This window comes from Streptomyces shaanxiensis (assembly GCF_039537145.1).
GTDB lineage: Bacteria > Actinomycetota > Actinomycetes > Streptomycetales > Streptomycetaceae > Streptomyces > Streptomyces shaanxiensis.
In genome coordinates this window covers 340,382-355,639 of sequence record NZ_BAAAZY010000024.1, presented here as the reverse complement: position 1 = coordinate 355,639, position 15,258 = coordinate 340,382, and the positions used below count along the sequence as shown (strand labels likewise).

At 71.5% G+C, this 15,258-nt stretch carries 9 protein-coding genes; 5 read left to right on the top strand and 4 right to left on the bottom strand.

Translation table 11 applies throughout. From position 1 onward, the window contains the following. Window positions 1-13: 13 nt before the first annotated feature. Window positions 14-1,051 carry a LacI family DNA-binding transcriptional regulator gene (locus tag ABD932_RS35930; RefSeq protein ID WP_345019489.1) on the bottom strand — a complete coding sequence of 346 codons (1,038 nt, stop codon included), beginning with the start codon at window positions 1,049-1,051 and terminating at the stop codon, window positions 14-16. Window positions 1,052-1,121: 70 nt separating this feature from the next. Here ABD932_RS35930 and ABD932_RS35925 point away from each other — a divergent pair, with 70 nt between their 5' ends. Further along, window positions 1,122-3,245 carry an alpha-galactosidase gene (locus ABD932_RS35925; RefSeq protein ID WP_425587571.1) on the top strand — a complete coding sequence of 708 codons (2,124 nt, stop codon included), beginning with the start codon at window positions 1,122-1,124 and terminating at the stop codon, window positions 3,243-3,245. An 86-nt stretch (window positions 3,246-3,331) separates the two neighbouring features. Then, complete coding sequence (locus ABD932_RS35920; RefSeq protein ID WP_345019485.1) at window positions 3,332-4,300, top strand: aldo/keto reductase; 969 nt, start codon at window positions 3,332-3,334, stop codon at window positions 4,298-4,300. A 16-nt stretch (window positions 4,301-4,316) separates the two neighbouring features. Here the strand turns inward: ABD932_RS35920 and ABD932_RS35915 are convergent, their stop codons facing one another. Then, a complete protein-coding gene (locus ABD932_RS35915) occupies window positions 4,317-5,138 on the bottom strand; it encodes a phytanoyl-CoA dioxygenase family protein (protein WP_345019483.1) in 822 nt (273 codons plus the stop codon). Window positions 5,139-5,201: 63 nt separating this feature from the next. On the opposite strand from ABD932_RS35915, the gene ABD932_RS35910 reads away from it, so the two are divergent. Then, entirely contained in the window at window positions 5,202-6,122 is a 921-nt protein-coding gene (locus tag ABD932_RS35910) for a helix-turn-helix domain-containing protein (protein WP_345019481.1), read from the top strand. A 345-nt stretch (window positions 6,123-6,467) separates the two neighbouring features. Next, window positions 6,468-8,717 carry a ricin-type beta-trefoil lectin domain protein gene (locus ABD932_RS35905; protein ID WP_425587570.1) on the top strand — a complete coding sequence of 750 codons (2,250 nt, stop codon included), beginning with the start codon at window positions 6,468-6,470 and terminating at the stop codon, window positions 8,715-8,717. A 7-nt stretch (window positions 8,718-8,724) separates the two neighbouring features. On the opposite strand, the gene ABD932_RS35900 is transcribed toward ABD932_RS35905, so the two are convergent. Then, the gene (locus ABD932_RS35900; RefSeq protein ID WP_345019477.1) at window positions 8,725-9,402 is read right to left on the bottom strand and encodes a DUF4232 domain-containing protein; all 678 of its coding nucleotides are present in this window, start codon (window positions 9,400-9,402) and stop codon (window positions 8,725-8,727) included. Window positions 9,403-9,446: 44 nt separating this feature from the next. Further along, complete coding sequence (locus ABD932_RS35895; protein WP_345019475.1) at window positions 9,447-11,831, bottom strand: SpoIIE family protein phosphatase; 2,385 nt, start codon at window positions 11,829-11,831, stop codon at window positions 9,447-9,449. Window positions 11,832-12,022: 191 nt separating this feature from the next. Between ABD932_RS35895 and ABD932_RS35890 the strand changes: the two genes are divergently transcribed. After that, the gene (locus ABD932_RS35890; protein WP_345019473.1) at window positions 12,023-15,124 is read left to right on the top strand and encodes a glycoside hydrolase family 2 TIM barrel-domain containing protein; all 3,102 of its coding nucleotides are present in this window, start codon (window positions 12,023-12,025) and stop codon (window positions 15,122-15,124) included. The last annotated feature ends 134 nt before the right edge of the window (window positions 15,125-15,258 follow it).

Genomic DNA, 15,258 nt, shown 5'->3' with positions numbered 1-15,258 from the left:
CGGTACCGAGATCTCAGTCACGGGCGGGCGACGGACCCGAGCTCTCCCGCACCACCAGCTCCGGTACGGAGACGGGGTGCGGGGCGACCTGCGCGGACTCCTCCAGCACCCCGTGCAGCAGGGCGAAGGCGGCCCGCCCGAGGCCGGTGAAGTCCAGGCGCACGGTCGTCAGGGACGGGGTCAGATACGCGGAGTGCGGGGCGTCGTCGAACCCGGCCACGCTCACCTCGCCGGGCACGGACCGGCCGGCCTCGTGCAGGGCACGGAGCACGCCGAGCGCGAGGTCGTCGTTTCCGCACAGGATCGCGGTGACGGCCGGGTCCTTCGCCAGCTTCCGGCCCGCCGCGTGGCCGCCGGCCGGGCCCCAACTGCCCTGCACAGGACGGGGTTCCGGTGCGCCGGCCTCCTTCAGTGCCTGCCGCCAGCCGCTGGTACGGGCGCTGGTGCGCCGGGTGCTCGACGGGATGGCGACGTAGTGCACGGTCTCGTGGCCCAGGGAGAGCAGATGCCGCGTCGCCCGGTAGGCGGCCTCGCGGTCGTCCGTCCACACCCAGGGGCGGCCGGGGTCGGGCGGGCTCGCCGGAGTCTCGATCACGCCGACGACCGGCAGCTCGGCGGGGACGGCGCCCAGGGCCCGTACGCCGGCCGGATCGTAGGCGATCACGATCAGTCCGCCGCCCGCGTCCGCCGCGCGCTGCACCTCGGCGGCGACGGCGTCCTCGTCCGCCGATTCCAGGACGCCTATCCCGACCGCGTAGGACGCGGCGCGGGCGGACTCCTCGATGCCCTGGAGGATCGACGCGTAGCCGTAGTGGGTGGTGTTGGCGGTGAGCACGGTCACGGCCCGGCTGCGTCCGCTGGCCAGGGCGAGCGCGGTGGCGTTGCGGCGGAAGCCCAGCTCGTCGATGGCGGCGAGCACTCGCTCCCTGGTCGCGGGCTTGACGCTGGGATGGCCGTTGATCACCCGCGAGACGGTCTGGTACGAGACCCCGGCGGCGCTCGCGACGTCCCGGATGCTCGCCGGGCGCCTTGTGTGACCGGTCACATTCATGCCAGGATTGTGACCGGTCACACTTGGGCCGTCAAGAGACCGTAACGATGGATTCACGCGGGGAGGTACCTTGACCGGTACGGCGGACGCGACGAGTGAGGTATCCAACTCGCCAGGCGAAGCGCTCAGTTGGGGCCACCCGGCCATGGAGGTCGAGTTCGCCACCGCCTCGGACGGCACCCTGCGGCTCGTCCGGCTCGGCGGCGGCCCCGGCGACCGTGTGGACCCCGAGTCGGCCCTGCCGCTCGTGGAGTTGACCGCCCTCGGCCATGGCAGTGGCTGGTCCGGTTCGCGCTTCACCGGAACCGCCCTCGGTTCACGGCTCCGGTACCGGGCGCACCGCACCGGTCGTCGCGCCGACTGGGAGTGGCTGACCCTCGAACTCCACGACCGGGCAACCGGGTTGACGGCGTTCGTCGAGCTGACGTCACCCACCGGAGTGCCGGTGCTCCGCTCCCGGGTCCGGCTGCGCAACGAGGGTGGGCAGCCCCTCGTCGTCCAGTCGGTCAGCAGCCTGCTGCTCGGCGGCCTGCCCTCACCGGACGCCCTCGATGTGCACCGGGCCCGAAACGACTGGCTCGCGGAGTGCCGTTGGTGGGCGGAGCCGCTGCGCGCGTCCGTCGCCGACATCAACGTCGACGTCCACCAGCACGACAGCCGGGCCGCCCTCGTCCTCACCGGGCGCGGCAGCTGGCCCACCGACGGCCATCTGCCGATGGGGGCGCTGACGGAGCGGGACGGCGGGCGGACCTGGCTGTGGCAGATCGAGTCCCCGGCCGGCTGGCGCTGGGACCTGGGCGAACACGCGCGCGGCGGCTACCTGGCGCTGAACGGCCCCACCGACGCCGAGCACCAGTGGCGGGTCAGGCTGGCGCCGGGCGCGGAGTGCACGACCGTGCCTGCCGCGCTGGCCCTCGGCTCCGGGTTCGACGCGGCGATGGGCGCGCTGACCTCGTACCGCCGTGCCGTGCGCCGCCCGCACCCGGACCACACCACGCTCCCCGTCGTCTTCAACGACTACATGAACACCCTGATGGGCGACCCGACGACCCAGAAGCTGCTGCCCTTGATCGACGCGGCGGCCGAGGCGGGCGCCGAGTACTTCTGCGTGGACGCCGGCTGGTACGACGACTCGGCGGACGGCGGCTGGTGGGACAGCGTCGGCGCCTGGCTGCCGTCCTCGCGGCGCTTCCCCGACGGCGGGATCGGGGCGGTCCTGGACCGGATCCGCGAGCGCGGCATGGTGCCCGGGCTGTGGCTGGAGCCGGAGGTCGTGGGCGTACGCAGCCCGATCGCGTCCGCACTGCCCCCGGAGGCCTTCTTCCAGCGGGACGGTGTACGCCTCGCCGAACAGGGCCGCCACCAGCTCGACCTGCGCCACCCGGCCGCCCGCGCCCACCTCGACGAGACGGTGGACCGGATCGTCGGCGACTGGGGCGTGGGCTACCTGAAGCTGGACTACAACATCGTGGTCGACCCGGGGACCTGTGCCCCCGGAGACATCGCGCCGGGAGCCGGCCTGCTCGGCCACGCCCAGGCATATCTGGGATGGCTGTCCGACGTCCTGGACCGCCATCCCGGCCTGGTCGTCGAGAACTGCGCCTCCGGCGGCATGCGCATGGACGGCGCCACCCTCGCCGTCACCCAGCTCCAGTCCACCAGCGACCAGCAGGACCCCCTGAGCTACCCGCCCATCGCCGCCTCCGCACCCACCGTGGCCCCGCCCGAGCAGGGTGCCGTCTGGGCCTACCCGCAGCCGGAGTTCGACGACGATCTGATCGCCTTCACGCTGGGCGGGGCGTTGCTCGGCCGCATCCATCTGTCCGGCCACCTGGACCGGATGTCGGAGCAGCAGTTCGGGCTCGTGCGGGACGCGGTGAGCACGTACAAGTCGATCCGGGGCGAGCTCACGACGGCCGTTCCGTTCTGGCCGCTCGGCCTGCCGGGGTGGACGGACGAATGGCTGGCCCTCGGTATGCGGGTGCCGGGCGGTTCCTCCTACGTTTCCGTGTGGCGTCGCGGCGGGGAGCCTGAACTGCGGTTTCCTCTACGGCATTTGGCGGGCCGGGATGCGCGTACGGAGATCCTGCACCCCTCCACGCCGGGCGCCGGCACGGCCGCCTGGGACGGACACGGACTGCGGGTGACCCTGCCGCGCACCCCCGGCGTGCTGCTGATCCGGCTGACTTCGTAGGGGCGCGGCGGGAAAGCGGGGGTCGCCGGAGACGACCACGTACGCTCCCCCTGGTACCCCCCACCCCGAAGGCAGGAGCAGCAACGATGCAGTACGTGAAGCTCGGTTCGACGGGCCTGGACGTGTCGCGGATCTGTCTGGGCTGCATGACCTATGGGCTCCCCGACCGCGGCGTGCACGAGTGGACTCTCGACGAGGAGGCGTCACGGCCGCTGATCCGGCAGGCGCTGGACGCCGGGATCAACTTCTTCGACACCGCCAACGTCTACTCCGACGGCACCAGCGAGGAGATCGTCGGCAAGGCGCTGCGCGACTTCGCCCGCCGGGACGAGATCGTGCTCGCGACGAAGGTGAACGGCCGCATGCGGCCCGGCCCCAACGGCGCCGGTCTCTCCCGCAAGGCCATCATGACCGAGATCGACCACAGCCTCGCCCGCCTCGGCACCGACTACGTCGACCTGTACCAGATCCACCGCTTCGACCCGCACACCCCGGTCGAGGAGACCATGGAGGCACTGCACGACCTGGTCAAGGCGGGCAAGGTGCGCTACATCGGGGCGAGTTCGATGTACGCCTGGCAGTTCTCCAAGATGCAGTACACGGCCGAGCGGCACGGCTGGACCAAGTTCGTCTCGATGCAGAACTACTACAACCTCCTGTACCGCGAGGAGGAGCGCGAGATGCTGCCGCTCTGCGCGGACCAGGGCGTCGGCGTACTGCCCTGGAGCCCGCTGGCGCGCGGCCGGCTCACCCGGGACTGGGGCACGGTCACCGAGCGCAGCGCCAACGACAACTTCGGCAGCCGGCTGTACGTCGACAGCGACCGGGTCGTCGTCGAGGCCGTCACGCGCGTCGCGAACGAACGCGGCGTCCCGCGTGCCCAGGTCGCCCTCGCATGGCTGCTCCACCAGGACACGGTGGCGGCCCCGATCATCGGCGCCGCCAAGCAGCGGCACATCGAGGACGCGGTTGCGGCGGTCGAACTGCCGCTGAGCGAAAAGGAGTTGGAGGAGCTTCAGCAGCCGTACGCGCCGCATCCGGTCATCGGCCACTGATCGGGCCTGCCGGCGCTCAGTGGGGTCCGTGCTGTTCGAACTCCGTGCCGCACGGGCCCGCGCCCTCGCTCTCCGCCAAGGCGACCCGGTCGCCGCTCATGGACAGCGTGCGGTAGTAGTGGCCGATCCGCTCGGCCGAACGGCCCACGTAGTGTCCGATGAACGACCTCCGGAAACGATCGTCCGTCCCGTTGGGCTGGGACCCGTGCACCAGACTCCCGTTGAAGAACAGGACGTCCCCCGGCTCCATGTCCACCGGCACCGCCGCCAGGCCGGGCGGCGGCGGGACGTACTCCCGGGCGAAGGACACGTCGGAGTCCGCCGCCTCCGGGCAGAACAGATCCATCTCATGTGTGCCGGGGACGACTTCGAGACCGCCGTTGTCCCGGTCGATCACATCGCAGGCGATCCACGCCGCCACACACGTGCCCGGCTCGACCCGCAGATAGAAGTTGTCCTGGTGCAGCGCCTGCCCCCGGGCCCCCGGCGGCTTGAAGTAGAACATGCTCTGCGCCGCCAGCACCTCCTCCCCGAGCAGCACCTCCAGCACCCCGCGCAACCGTGGATCGAGCAGCACCCGCAGCGACAACTCGTCGATCTCGTGCGGCTGCATCACCCTCGGATACACGCCCAGCGGGTCGCCGCCCGACGGACGCGGCTCGAAGTGCCCGGGCACCGGCCCGGCCGCGTGCAGCGCCGCGAACCGGTCGCGGAGCCGGTCGATCTCGTCGTACCCGAACAGCCCGCGCACGACGGTGAAGCCGTCCTCGCGGAACCGGCGGAGCCCGGCCTCGGGCAGGATGGGGGCGCCGGAGGCGCCGATGTCCGTGGCTGTCATGTGTCCACTCCTCGGTCAGGTGTCCTTTCCCTGTCACGCTAGGCCGATCGACGCCTCAGGAGGATGACCGTGAGCGCTGACGGATTGCCCGAGACTGCTGCACCAGGAGATCCCGCCCCACCACCGGGCCTGGTGGTCGTCGGGTACTTCGACCAGCCGACGGGATACGGGGTCAACCGGCCGCGCGGCGCGGACAGCTGGCTGTTCACGTGGACGACCGGCGGACGGGGGCTACTGCGGCACGGGAGCGCCAAGGCGCGGACCGGCGCGGGGGACCTGGTCGTGCTCGCGCCGGGTGTCCCGCACTGCTACGGGGTCGAACCGGGCGCACGGCACTGGGAGTTCTGGTGGGCGCACTGCCAGGCCCGGCCCTCCTGGCGGTCCTGGCTGCGGCCCTACGACACCGGTGAGGGGATGTACGTCGTCACGCCGACGCCGGACGCGGTGCACGGCCGCGTCGAGGCGGCGTTCCGCCGGATGCTCGCCGACGCGCGCTGGACGGGGACGGAGGCGCCGCCCGATGTGGCGCCGGAGGACGAGCCGGTCGCCGTGGCGCACGGCACCGCGGCCCGCGAACTCGCCCTGTGCTCACTGGAGGAGGTCGTCCTGCTCACCGCGGGCACCGCGCGGGCACCGCAGTCCCGCCCGGGTGTCGATCCGCGGGTGCGCCGGGCGCAGGCGCTGATCGCCGCCGATCCGGCCGCCCCGCACACCGTTCGCTCGCTCGCCGGGCAGGTCGCGCTCTCGCCCTCTCGGTTCGCGCACCTCTTCGCCGGGCAGACCGGGCAGTCACCGATGCGCGCGCTGCGCGAGGCACGTCTGCGACACGCCGCCCGACTTCTGGAGAGCACCGACCTGTCCGTGGAACGCGTGGCGGCCGCCTCGGGGTTCGCCAGCCCGTTTCACTTCAACCGGGTGTTCCGGGAACGGTACGGGATGCCGCCCGGTGTGTACCGGGCGGGCGGTTCAATGGTTGGCGCGTGACTTGTGAAGGCTCCGTGAAGGGGTGCGCGCGCGTATGACCAGGCGAAAAGGCTGAAGTTCGTTCGTTCAATGGTTTACGACGGAGTCCGGAGGGGCGTGAGTGAATGCGATTTCCAATTGCCCCGCGGATACGCCGCAATGATCTCGCCCCGCTATTGACCGTTCGTCAAATACTGATCGCCGGGAACGTAATGCGCAAAACCCGGGAATGACTTGTTCCCTGTCGCTGACCTGTGCAAAGGTGTGCCTCGCTCCCACACGCCCCACGCTTCACAAGAGCTACGCGCGGAGCATACCCCTTGGTATGGACCTTCAATGCCGCATGCCCTCCGGAGGAATGCCACCGTGCATGACGCTGGCCCGTCGAATTCCCCTCACGACGCCCGTCTCTTTGATGTGACGGACGCTCAACTGAGCGCCGAACTCAAGAGGTGGACAGGGGCGACACCGGCGCTCCATCCCGTGGGTGAACTCCTCGACCGGCACTGGGAAGCGGGCTTCGCCTACGCACGGCTGTGCACCGCGGACGCCCGTTCCGCGGGAATGCTGACCACTGCGGCATTCACCCGCCTTTTCGGCGAAACGCTGCGGCACACCGGACCGACGGCCGCGTGGCGTCCCCAGCTGCTCGTCACCGTGCGGCGTATCGCGGCCGAGTGGGACACCGACCGCAGGCGCGAGCTGCTCCACCCCGAATTGCGGTCCGAGTCGGACGGAGCGGAGCGGGCTGCGGCCCGTCTGCTGCCGTCGGCCGAGCGCCGGCTGCTGACCGGGGCCTTCCAACGGCTTCCCCAGTCGGCCCGCTGCCTGCTGTGGCACACCGAGGTCGAGGCCGAGCCACTCGCCGTCCCGGCCGGACTCCTCGGCCTCGACGAGGAGTCCGCCGTCATCGAACTGGACCGGGCCCGCGAGCGGCTCCGCGAGGAGAGCCTCCAGGTCCACCGCGAACTCGCCCCCGAGCAGGAGTGCCGGCGCTACCTGCGGATGCTGGACGTCACCTACCGGCGCGGCGGCGTCGACATCGACCCCGACCTGCGCGAACACCTGAGCCGCTGCGGGCACTGCAGCGACACCGCCGAGCAGTTGAACTTCTTCAACGCGGGGCTCGGCATCGCGCTGGCCGAGGCGGTGCTGGGCTGGGGCGCGGGAGCCTATCTGGAGTCGAGGGCGAGACAGGCCGACACGCCGGCGGAGGTGCGGCCACCGACGCGGGCGGCACAGATCGTGGGCGAGTCCTTCTTCGCCGACGAGGCCGCGTCCGCCCCCGCGGGGGAGGCCGCTTCGGGTGCAGCCCCAGGCCCCGCCCCTGCCGCGGAGACATTCGCTTCAGGGGATACGGCGTTCGCACCCGGGGGTGAAGCGTTCGGACCCGGAGTGGAGGCGTTCGGCCCCGGAGGTGAGGCATTCGCCTCCGGAGGCGAGTCGTTCGCCCCCCTGGGAGGGGCGCCAACCCCCCCAGCAGGTGAGCCCTTCACCGCCCCGGACGTGGTCTCCCCGACCGCGGAACCGGGCCCCCGAAGCGCACGCCGGACAGCCCGTCGAGCCGCGCGCACCGCCCCCGCCACACCTTCTCGCCCCGGCGACCGCACCCCCGCTGCGCCCACCGGCGAGACCCGCACCTGCTCCGGCCGCTCGGCCCTCAAGGCCGCCCGCCGTGCCGCCCGGCGCCGCAACCTCACCGCGGCCGTCGTCACCGTCAGCGCTCTCGTCGTCCTCCCCCTCGTCGTCTGGTCCGCGCTCGGCTCCGGAGACGGCCCCGCCCCGGCCGCCGGTGACCGCCCCGCCGAAACTCCCGGCTCCGACGCGGGCTCCACCACCGGCAACCCGTCCTGGGCGGGCGCCGCCGAGGCCGCGAAGGGTGATCTGCGGGGCCGGCTGCACAACATCGGGTCCGGGCTGTGTGTCGGCGTCGTCGGCGGGAAGGCCGTCGAGAACGCGGAGACCGAACTCGCCAAGTGCTCGGCGGAGCCCGGACAGCAGTGGTCGTACGAGACCGACGGGCTGATGCGCAGTGCCGCGGACCCTGATCTCTGCCTCGACTCCCACCTCGGCTACTCGGTCCGGCTGGCCCCGTGCAAGGGCGCCTCCGACTCCGAGAGCAAGAACGTCCGCTACGACTTCACCCTCCAGGGCACCCTCGTGCCGCGCTTCGACCAGGACCTGGCCCTCAGCCCCGCCGCCACCGACGGCTCGGGCGCCCTGGTCCTCAAGACCCGCGACGACGACGGCGACGCCCAGCACTGGGTGATCGACACGTCGAGGACGGAGCTCCAGCTGGAGGTGGTCAACTGGGACACGGAGGTCGAGTCCGATACGCCGAGCACACCGACCCCGCCCCCCACCCCCAAGGCGTCCAGGACCTCGACGCCCACCCCGACGCCGTCCGCGACCCCGCCGGCCGATCAGCCGACGTCCACGAGTCCGTCCCCGACCGACGTGTGCTCCTCCTACCCGTACTACTGCTCCTGGGACGGCCAGTACGGCGGGTCCGGCGGCGGATATGGGTCCGGGGGATACGGGGGGTACGGCGGCTACGGATACGGCGGATACGGCGGATATGGCGGTTACGGATACGGCGGCAGCGGCCGCCGCTGACCGCCGGTCAGCCTCCGGTGCCGGGTTGGAACACCGTCAGGCGCACCGAGGACTCGTTCCCCGCCACGGGTACCTCACCGTGCGTCCACGCCACCTCGAGCGGATTCCGCTCGTCGGGCGGTGTCACGAGCAGCGCATCCGGCTCGGCCGTACGGGCCCCGCTGATCTCGGGGCTGGCGAAGGACAGCCCGGCCCACGCGCTGCGGCCCGGGGCCAGCGACACGCTCGTCGGCGTGTCGGGGGAGCGCTTCGGGTCCGGGCCGAGCTGTTCGCCGGACGCGTCCACGAACGCGGCACCGGGGTAGCCGCGGACGGTGCAGGTGCGGTCGGTCGTGTTGGTCAGCACGATCGGGAAGTTTCGCTGTCCCGCCCCGGGACTGGGACGGCCGATCTTCGCGCGCAGCTCGGAGGTGTGGCAGCGCGGGGCGGCCGCGGCCGACTGGGTCACGGGGCTGCCGGTGTCGGCGGTGCCCGGTCCGGTCGAGCCCGGCTCCGTCGTGCCCGGCTCGGATGCGGGACTCCCCGTGTCGGCCGTGGCCGTACCGCTGCTCGTGCCGGCCGGTGGCCGCACGGCACCGCCGGCGTCGGCGCCGCTGCCGCAGGCGGCGACCAGGCCCAGTAGTGCGACGGCGGTCACGAGGGGAGTCGCTCGGTGTGAGGAGTGAAATGCCCGTGCACGTCCCATAGTTGTCACGACTCCCCGTTTTTCCGCAGGCTAGTCACTCATCGTCACTCCTCGTCGACGAGCCCGATCTCCGCCCAGATCGTCTTGCCGTCCGTCGTGTGCCGGCTGCCCCAGCGCTGGGTGAGCTGGGCGACCAGCAGCAGCCCGCGGCCGCCCTCGTCGAAGGTCTTGGCGCGCCGCAGATGCGGGGCCGTGTGGCTGGTGTCGGAGACCTCGCAGATCAGCGTGGCCGCGTCGTGGATCAGCCGGAGCCGGATGGGATGGATGCCGTAGCGGATGGCGTTGGTGACCAGCTCGCTCACCACCAGCTCGGCGGTGAACGACGCCTGGCTCAGACTCCAGGTGCCGAGCTGCTCCACGACCTGCTTGCGGATGGGCGCGACGAGCGCCGGGTCCGCCGGGATGTCCCAGGTCGCGACCCGGGAGGCGGGCAGCCCCTGGGTGCGGGCCAGCAGGAGTGCCACGTCGTCGGCGGCACCGCCGGGCGGGAGCAGGGCGCGCAGGACGTGGTCGCAGGTCTCGTCCAGCGAGTCGGAACGGGCCGTGAGCGCCTCGCACAGCAGCGCGTGGCTGGCGTCGACATCGCGCTCACGGGTCTCGATGAGGCCGTCGGTGTAGAAGGAGAGCACCGTGCCCTCGCGCAGTTCGATCTCGGCGGACTCGAACGGCAGCCCGCCCAGGCCCAGCGGCGGCCCGGCGGGCAGCTCGATCTCTCGCGGCTCGCCGCCCGGCGGGACGATGACCGGAGAGGGGTGGCCCGCCCGGGCCAGCGTGCAGCGCCGGGAGACCGGGTCGTACACCGCGTACAGACAGGTGGCGCCGACCTCGCCGGGACTGCCCTCGTTGCCCGTCTCCTCGGACAGGCGCACGACCAGGTCGTCGAGGTGGGTCAGCAGCTCGTCGGGCGCGAGATCGATGTCGGCGAGGGTGCGTACGGCGGTGCGCAGCCGGCCCATGGTGGCCGAGGCCTGGATGCCGTGCCCGACGACGTCCCCGACGACCATCGCGACCCGCAGCCCGGACAGCGGGATCACGTCGAACCAGTCGCCGCCCACTCCGGACCGCGCCGCGGGGAGATAGCGGGAGGCCGCTTCGAGCGCGGCGGTGCGCGGCAGGGACCGGGGGAGCAGGCTGCGCTGCAGGGCGAGGGCGGTGTCGCGTTCGCGGGAGTAGCGGCGGGCGTTGTCGATGCAGACGGCCGCCCGTGCCGTGATCTCCTCGGCGAGCAGTACGTCGTCGGGCGTGAATGGCTCGGGGTTCTTGAACCGGGTGAGCACGGTGACGCCGAGGGTGGTGCCGCGGGCCTGGATCGGCACGGACATGGTGGTGTGGACGCCGTACTCCCGGATCCGCTCGGCGCGTGCCGGGTCCCAGGAGAGCCATGGGCCGAGGTCGCCGGTCGAGGCCGAGGCCACGATGGCGTGTCCCGCCAGCAGCGCGTCGGCCTGGGGCGACGGGGCGGGATACTCGTCCACGGTCCCCGGCTTGACCACGGCTTCGGGGGTGCCGTGGTTGACGGACCGGTGGGCGGCCCGGCGCAGCACGACCGGGGCCGTCAGCCGGCCGCTGGGTAGTTCGCCCCCGTGTTCCGGAGGGTCCAGCAGGTCGACGCTCACGAAGTCGGCGAGGGCGGGGACGCAGATGTCCGCCAGCTCCTGTGCCGTGCGGGTGACGTCGAGGGTGGTGCCGATGCGCACGCTGGCCTCGTTGACCAGTTGCAGCCGCTCCTTGGCCAGGTACTGATCGGTGAAGTCGTGCGCGGCCACGGACACGCCGCGCACCCGGCCCTTGCCGTCGGTGATCGGGGCCATGCGGGCCAGCCAGGCGTACGTCCTGTCGCCGCCGACCGGGACGTACGTCCGTACGTCGGTGCCCCGGCCCGTGGTGAGCACGCGCAGGAGTTGGCGCTCGATGTCGTAGCTCTGGGCCCTTCCGGTCAGCTCGGGCGCCCGCAGCCCTCGTACGTGTTCCTCGGAGAGGCTGAGGACCTCCGCCATGACGGGGTTGATCCTGCGCAGTCGGAGCCGTTCGTCGTAGATCGCGATGGCGCAGGGCGACTCGAGCAGCCCGACGTTGTCCAGCGGATCGTCGGGCAGCCGAGGGCCGTCCGCCTCGATCGGCGTGACCACGAGCCAGCGGTCGGGCCCGGCGTCCTGCGGGCGTAGCCGGTGGGCGAGCAGCCACACGGTGATGTCGCCGCCGTCGCGATGGCGCAGGGTGAGGATGCCGTCCCACCGCTCGCCCTCGGGGGCGCCGGAACCGCGGTGCCCCCCGTCGGCCAGCAGATCCATGGCGGGGCGTCCCAGGATCTCGGCGGCCGGGTGGCCCAGCAATCGCTCGGCCCCGGCGTTCCACTCGACGAGCACGCCGCTGTCGTCGATGACCGCCCGGGCCGTCGCGGCCTCGTCGAACGGATACTCCGGGCTCATGCTCGCCACTCCAACGCGCACACTCACGGTGAACAAGCGTGTCACTTGGGCTCCAGACTAGTGCTTCGGCGACCCGTACGTCCCGGAACCCTCTTGGCGCACTCTTGACTGCCCCGCGCGCCATCCCGTCAGAATCTGTTTGTTCGCGATCAGTTGTGAGTACTTCTGGGCCCTGATGAGGGAGAGCCGCCATGACAGTCACTCGAAGATCGTTACTGCTCGCCTCCACGGCCGCTCCGGCGGCCGGTGCGCTGCTGAGCGTCCCCACGGCACGGGCCGCGGAACTCGCCGAGGCCGGCGCGCCCGGCCGCCGCACGGTCCCGCTGCGCGACGGCTGGCGCTTCGCCCTGGTGAACCCGGATGGCATCACCGACCCGACCGGTGAGTACGCCGACGCCGCCGAGCCCGGCTACGACGACTCGGGCTGGCGCGAGGTCGCGGTGCCGCACGACTGGAGCATCGAGTTCGCCCCGACCACCGAGCACGGCACCACCAGCGGCACCGGCTTCTTTCCCGGCGGCCTCGGCTGGTACCGCCTGGCCTTCACCCTGCCGCCCGCCCTCGCGGGCAAGCGGATATCGGTGGAGTTCGACGGCGTCTACATGGACTCCTACGTCTACTGCAACGGCAAGGAGGCCGGCCGCCACCCCTACGGCTACACCGGCTTCGCCTTCGACCTCACCGATCTGGTGCACACCGACGGCAGTACCGAGAACGTGCTCGCAGTCAAAGTGCAGAACCGCCTTCCCAGCAGCCGCTGGTACTCGGGCAGCGGCATCTACCGCGAGGCCCGTCTCGTCGTCACCGAACCGGTGCACGTGGAGCGCTGGGGCACGTACGTCACGACGCCCGAGATCACCGAGGAGCGGGGCGTCGTACGGGTGCGGACCTCGGTGGTGAACGCCTCCGGAGGCGGCACGGACGTCGAGATCGTCTCGCGGATCGTCGACCCCGGCGGCCGTACCGTCGCCCGTACGTCCTCCACGGTCGCCGTCACCGAAAAGACCACCGAGACCCACGAACTCACGGTCCCCGAGCCGAAGTTGTGGGACTTCGACACCCCGCACCACCGCTACACCCTGAAGACCGAACTGCGCGTCGGCGGCAGCACCACCGACACCCACCGCACGACCTTCGGCTTCCGCACCTTCCGCTTCGACCCCGACGAAGGCTTCCACCTCAACGGCGCCCCCAGCAAGATCAAGGGCGTCGACCTCCACCACGACCTCGGCGCCCTGGGCGCCGCCGTCAGCATCGACGCGATCCGGCGGCAGATGACCATCATGAAGTCGATGGGCGTCAACGCCTTCCGCACCTCCCACAACCCGCCCTCGCCGGAGATGATCCGGGTCTGCGAGGAGATGGGCATCGTGATGCTGGTGGAGGCGTTCGACTGCTGGCGCTCGCCCAAGACGCGCTACGACTACGGCCGCTTCTTCGACGAGTGGGCCGACAAGGACATCACGGAGATGGTGCTGGCGGCCCGCAACTCGCCCGCCGTCCTCGTGTGGTCGATCGGCAACGAGGTCTCCGAGTTCACCTCGACCTCCGGGCTCGCGATGGCGGACCGGCTCATCGCCGCCATCAAGGCCTCCGACGACACCCGCCCGGTCGTGATCGGCTCCCACCGCCACCGCAGCGTCCCCGCCCCGGGCTCGCCGGGCGACCTGATCCTGGCCAAGCTCGACGGCCTCGGCCTCAACTACAACACCGCCAAGTCGGTGGACGCCCTGCACGCCCGCTATCCCCACCTGTTCCTCTTCGAGTCCGAGTCGTCCTCCGAGACGTCCACGCGAGGCACCTATCAGGAGCCCGAGCGCCTCAACACCGGCGAGAACCACACACCGCGCAAGCGGGCCACCTCGTCGTACGACAACAACCTCGCCTCCTGGACCATGAGCGGCGAGTACGGGCACAAGAAGGACCGCGACCGGAAGTGGTTCGCCGGACAGTTCCTCTGGTCGGGCATCGACTACATCGGCGAGCCCACGCCGTACGACGTCTTCCCGGTGAAGGCGTCCTTCTTCGGCGCGGTCGACACCGCCGGCTTCCCGAAGGACATGTACCACCTGTTCCGGAGCCAGTGGGTGAGTGAGCCCATGGTCCATCTGCTGCCCATGACCTGGAACCACGCCGAGGGCGACACGGTCGAGGTGTGGGCGTACTCCAACGTCGACACCGTGGAGCTGTTCCTCAACGGGAAGTCCCTCGGCACGCGGACGTTCGACACCAAGAAGACCGTCGACGGCCGGACCTACCTGGAGACCACCGAGGCGACCGGCGACGACAAGACCTTCACCGAGGGCCCCTACCCCGGCAGCTACACCAGCCCCAACGGCAGCGCGGGCAAGCTCCACCTCACCTGGAAAGTCCCGTACGAGCCGGGGGAGTTGAAGGTGGTGGCGCGCAGGGACGGCAAGGTGGTCGCCACCGACGTACTGCGCACGGCCGGTGCGCCGAAGGCCGTACGGCTGAGCGCCGACCGTAAGTCCCTTGCCGCCGACGGCCGTTCACTGGTCTTCGTCACCGCCGAGGTCGTCGACGCCCGGGGCGTGGTCGTGCCCGACGCCGAGGACCTGATCACCTTCGAGGTGACGGGCGGATCGCTCGCCGGGCTCGACAACGGGCGCGAGGAGAGCGCCGAGCGATACCAGGCCAGCACGCGTACGGCCTTCTGCGGCAAGGCGCTGGCGATCGTACGGTCCGGTACGAAGGCGGGTGCTCTGAAGGTGACCGCACGGGCCGAGGGCTTGCGTGCGGGCGGTGTCACGGTGCGGGCGACTCCCGCCCGGTCGGCCGCACTCACTCCGGCCGCGGCGTTCGGGCCCGACTACCCGGCGCCCCTGAACTACCCTCATGCGGACGCCAGTTACTCCGGCCGACCCGATACCCTCCCGGCCGCGATGCTCGACGGCGACCCGGCCACCGGCTGGTCCAACGGCTTCCTCAAGGCGGCGACAGCCCTGCTGCCGGCCTTCAGCGGAGCCAGGTCCGAGGACTGGGTGAGTGTGGACTTCGGCCGGACGCGGACGTTCGACCGTGTGGAGGTCTCGTTCACCGTGGACGCGACGCACACCCTGCCCGCGTCGGTCGCGGCCGAGGTGTGGGACGGCCGCCGGTATGTGCCGGTGGAGGGCACGGCCGTGGATTGGGCGACTGCCTCGGACGCGCCGACCGTCGTCACCTTCAACGCGGTACGCGGCTCCCGACTGCGACTGACTTTGACCAGCGCCCACCCCGGGGAGGCTCGCGGAGCGATACGGATCAGCAAGCTGGAGGCACCCGCCACCTGACCCACGTCACGGTCCGGACGGCAGCGGCCTGTCCCGGCACCTTCCAGCGAAGCGTTACGTCCGAACCGTTGACGGAGTGTCATGTCGCCAACAAGCATGGCTCCGTCCGCATCTGGGAGCGCTCCCACCGCGAG